The sequence below is a fragment of the Edaphobacter sp. genome (assembly GCF_035532915.1).
GTDB lineage: Bacteria > Acidobacteriota > Terriglobia > Terriglobales > Acidobacteriaceae > Edaphobacter.
On record NZ_DATKQC010000206.1, the window covers coordinates 1 to 4,068 of the forward strand.

The window sequence follows — 4,068 nt, forward strand, 5'->3', positions numbered from 1 at the left end:
AGGAGAGCCTTCGCAACGTTCGCGCGACCATCTCGCTGCGCGGTTTTGCCAGCACAGCGGCACACGCGACTGCCTGCCTGAGATCGTGCTACCGCACGACAACCGCCGAGCAGTGTGGAGAGCGCGTGATGGATGGCGCGAGCAAACCTTGATGCCATGCCGACGATAATGGTGCGCGTCGGGCGTTCCCCCCGGTATCGCATAGCGTGCTGACCCCCATGCGCCCAGGCGATCAATCCAGCCTTGAGCAGAGGGAGCATGACCACATTGGCACCGTCACTTCTTGCAGAGGATGGACAAGCGACGGCCTGGCTTGCTACGAAGGTCTGCTCCGCCCAATCGCTTTTGGGCCACAACCGATGGTTGAGAAGATCGATCTATCGGTCGCGCTGCCATGCGGTTGCTGGCTGGGGGCTGACTGTCTTCTCGGAAGCCATTCAAGAACGGTCGACACCTGCCGATAAGGATGGCAAGACCTGATTTTGCTCATCACTGCTTCCTTGAGGTGGGTATGCAACGCTTCTCACAGATGGTTCTTTCCCGGTGGTTACTGACCGCCTCACCGGTGCGGACTGCCATGTCCACGCTCGCCGAGCGGGAATATGAACGCAAACGACGACTACTCGGTCTCGTGCTGGTGCCATCCTTGCTGTTGATTGTGCTGTCTACCGCCTTCACGAGCGTGAGCGCGTCCCCCTCCCAAACCTTCCCTGGATGGATCGAGGTCGGCGTGCTGCTGCTGGCTCTCTGGCTCAATCGGCGCGGGGCTTTGCAGCTGGCGAGCCTGCTCTTTTTTCTCCCGGAAGCCGGGAACCTCTTGCTCGCTGCACAGAACTTCTCCCTGTCTCACCCGGTGAGTGTGTTGTGGACGCTCTCTCCGCTGGCACTGCTCCTGGTGCTGGCTGGCCTCTTTTTGCCGGCCTGGCTGATCCTGCTCATGGCAATCGCCGCAAATCTGCTGGTCGGGGGGTATCTTCTCCTCGTTCGCTCCACCCAACTCGACCAGCTCTTGTCTTCCCAGGAACGCTGGAGCTTTCTGACCTATCTCCTGGGAGGGATGTGCGCCAGCGCGATGGTGGGGGTCTTTTATACGGTCACGACCAGACGGGCGATCATCCAGGCGGATCGGGCCGTCGAGTTGCAACAGGCGCATCAGGCACTGAGCGCGGCCTATCATGGGCTGGAGCAAGCCCATGCCACCATCCAAAAGCAGGCCTTGACGGATGCCTTGACCGGGCTGCCCAACCATCGCGCCGTCATGGATCAGCTCAGCCGAGAATTAGAGCGGGCGCGACGCTATGATCGTCCCTTCTCCCTGCTCTTCTTTGACGCCGACCGCTTCAAACAGGTCAATGATCGCTATGGACACGCCGCCGGCGATGCCGTCTTGCACGCGATCGGCGAGCGGGCTGGCCATGCCTTGCGCGGCGGCGATACGCTGGGCCGCTTTGGGGGCGAAGAATTCGTCCTCCTGCTGCCCGAAGCCGATGCCAGTGACGCCGCGGCCGTGGCGGAACGCCTCCGGGCCGCCATCGCTGCCGCCCCGGTCGTCACCGCTGAGGGCGAAGAAGGCATCGCCATGACGGTGAGCATTGGTCTCTCCACCTACCCGACCGACGGACCCGGCGAAACGGATGTGTTGTCGCAGGCAGATGCGGCGATGTATGTCGCCAAGCGCCTGGGACGCAATCAAGTCCGCACCGCCGCCGAAGCCCGGCGCATGAGCGCGGATGCGCAGGTGCTGGCGCTCTGGCACGAGACGGAACGCCGCGAGGCAGTGCAGCGAGAAGGGGTCACGGCGGAGCGGCTGCGAGAAAGCGCAACGCTGCGGCTGATCTACTCGCTGCTGGCCTTGCTGGAACGACGCGATCAGGGGCTGAGCGCCCATGCTCATGCCGTGAGCGAGCTGGCGACCGCGCTCGCACGGCAGTTGGGACTGGGGCCGCAGCAGGTGTCCAGGATGGGTCTGGCAGCCCTGGTCCACGATATTGGCAAGGTCGCCGTCCCGGACGCGATCTTACAGCAGAGCCAGCCGCTCTCCGCCCAGGAGCGGGCCAGACTCAAGGAACACGCGGCTCTGGGCGCGCAGATCCTGGAAGCCAGCCCGTTTCTGTCCGACTTGATGCCGGCGGTGCGCCATCATCACGAGCGCTGGGACGGCAGCGGCTATCCTGATCAGCTGCGCGGGGAAGACATCCCCCAGGCCGCGCGCATCATCGCGGTGGCCGAAGCCTATGATGCGATGCAGCGGGCGACTCCCTACCGAGCGAGTCGCACAGCGGAGGAGGCGCTGTCCGAAGTGCAGCGCTGCGCCGGGACGCAGTTCGATCCGACTGTGGTGCAGGCGCTGCTCTCCGTACTTGGTGAGCAGTTGGGGCAGCAGCAACCTCTCCAGCTGATTGGGTGAAGGCAACGACCAGGCACGCAGGACAAGCAACCGCGCCTCACGCGCTTACTCCTGCTCGCTGGCGCACCACCCCAGCCGTCTCGTGAGGTGCGGACGCAGCTTCGTCGGGCTATCGAACAGGGGTGTGCATTCCCAGCATCGCTGCAAGTGTGCCGCCAATGTATGCGCAGGATGGGCAACCGGCGGCCTTTCTCGCCGCAACGATTCCGCTCCCTGCCCGATCAGAAGCGCGTCTCTGCGCGATATCCCGTTCAAGAGAACGATGTGGCATCGGCGAGTCACCGGGTAATGGCGCTGGTCGCGCGTGGTGCAGGAGTGCCTTCGCACGAGAGAATCACCACGCGGGCCACTCCGCAACCGGGGCATTGGGAGCGGTAATTTCCGTTCCCAAGCACCTTTGCCCCACTTATTGTCGGGTATGTGTCGCCGACGTTTGAACACGCCGGGTACAGTACAGGATCGCCTGGATACGATGCCAGCAACAGCAGCAGCGATGGAGGCTTTCGCGAGAGGTGGGCGCGTCCTCGCCATGCGCCGCAACGAAGCAGCAGCTTCAGGACCGCATCGTCGGCGTCCTTTGCGAATGGCCGGCAAGGTATCCCTTGACCGGCAAGCTCTTCTTGAACGGGCCTCGCTTGATGCCTGACGGTCAGACGATACGCTCTCCACGAGAGACGCCAGTCATGGCGCAGAGCGGCCATTCGTTTGCGCGTGCTGGACAGCAGATCGGGCATGATGGACCGTCGTCGCAACGAGACACTCCCCTGACGCGGATCGCGTGCTGAACACCCGGCCAGTGGTGTCAGTGGTGTCAGTGGTGCATGAGTCTGCGACAAGTCTCTACAGGAAGGGAACCATCGGCTCTTTCCCCCCACGAATCCACCTGACAGGACGATGAGGAAACCAATCTTCCGGCTGCGACCGTCGCCGCCGGAATACGGGCATTGGCTGATTGGACGCGCATCAGGCCATGTCTGTTTTGGGCCGCATGGCCTGCTCATCCCGACGCTACGGCGCGCCGTCTGGCCCGCTCCACGGCGAGCGCGGGATCGTGAGATTCCCGCCGCCGGAATCTCGAATCACGAACTTGCTTCTCAGGCCGATTCACGCCAAAAATTGCCCAGGGGACTGTGCGTACATACTCCCCAAAAAAAGGCGTTTTTAGCGATTGGCCCCTTGACACAAACATCTGTTCAGGGTATATCAGTGATGGATAGGTTTTGCTGATTTCACAAAATCAGACCGGCTCATCTACCGGGGCTGGCGGTTTGAGTAGCTCGCCGTTGGCAGAAGATGCGGGATGGTGTCCGCGTTCGTGGGTTTGAGTAGCTCGCCTGCGAACATCTCACTGAGGGAACGCGCGTATCCGCCCTCGACGCTCTGGTTTGAGTAGCTCGCCAGAAAGTCACAACCGGATACCACTGTTGTCGTCGTCGTTCAGTTTCGTAGGTTGTCGTCGTAGTTCAGCTTCGTAGGTCGTTGTCGTAGTTCAGCTTTGTCGCGCGTCTGTGGAGAGCGTCACCTATCGAAGATGTCCTCGGACATCGTCTCTAGTCGCGCATCTCTGGAATGCGTCTGCGGAGCATCGTGAAACGTAGCGCGTGTGTCAAGCAAGCGAGAGAAAGGAGGCAAAGAACCAACCAGTGACAACAGCATAGTGT

Annotated in this window: 3 protein-coding genes; 2 read left to right on the top strand and 1 reads right to left on the bottom strand. The window is 62.0% G+C overall.

Going from position 1 to position 4,068, the window contains the following annotated elements; translation table 11 throughout:
- The first annotated feature begins 258 nt into the window (after positions 1 to 258).
- Positions 259 to 480 carry a hypothetical protein gene (locus VMU57_RS10125; RefSeq protein WP_325383011.1) on the top strand — a complete coding sequence of 74 codons (222 nt, stop codon included), beginning with the start codon at positions 259 to 261 and terminating at the stop codon, positions 478 to 480.
- A gap of 31 nt (positions 481 to 511) precedes the next feature.
- On the top strand, positions 512 to 2,407 hold the full coding sequence (locus VMU57_RS10130; RefSeq protein ID WP_325383013.1) for a diguanylate cyclase: 1,896 nt from the start codon (positions 512 to 514) through the stop codon (positions 2,405 to 2,407).
- A 278-nt stretch (positions 2,408 to 2,685) separates the two neighbouring features.
- Here the strand turns inward: VMU57_RS10130 and VMU57_RS10135 are convergent, their stop codons facing one another.
- Positions 2,686 to 3,159 (bottom strand): hypothetical protein, encoded by a 474-nt coding sequence (locus VMU57_RS10135; RefSeq protein WP_325383015.1) that lies wholly within the window; start codon positions 3,157 to 3,159, stop codon positions 2,686 to 2,688.
- Between the last annotated feature and the right edge of the window lie 909 nt (positions 3,160 to 4,068).

Bases quoted from the DNA above. Each gene is read 5' to 3' on its own strand.
- VMU57_RS10125 (WP_325383011.1), top strand. From the start codon at position 259: ATGACCACATTGGCACCGTCACTTCTTGCAGAGGATGGACAAGCGACG.
- VMU57_RS10130 (WP_325383013.1), top strand. From the start codon at position 512: ATGCAACGCTTCTCACAGATGGTTCTTTCCCGGTGGTTACTGACCGCC.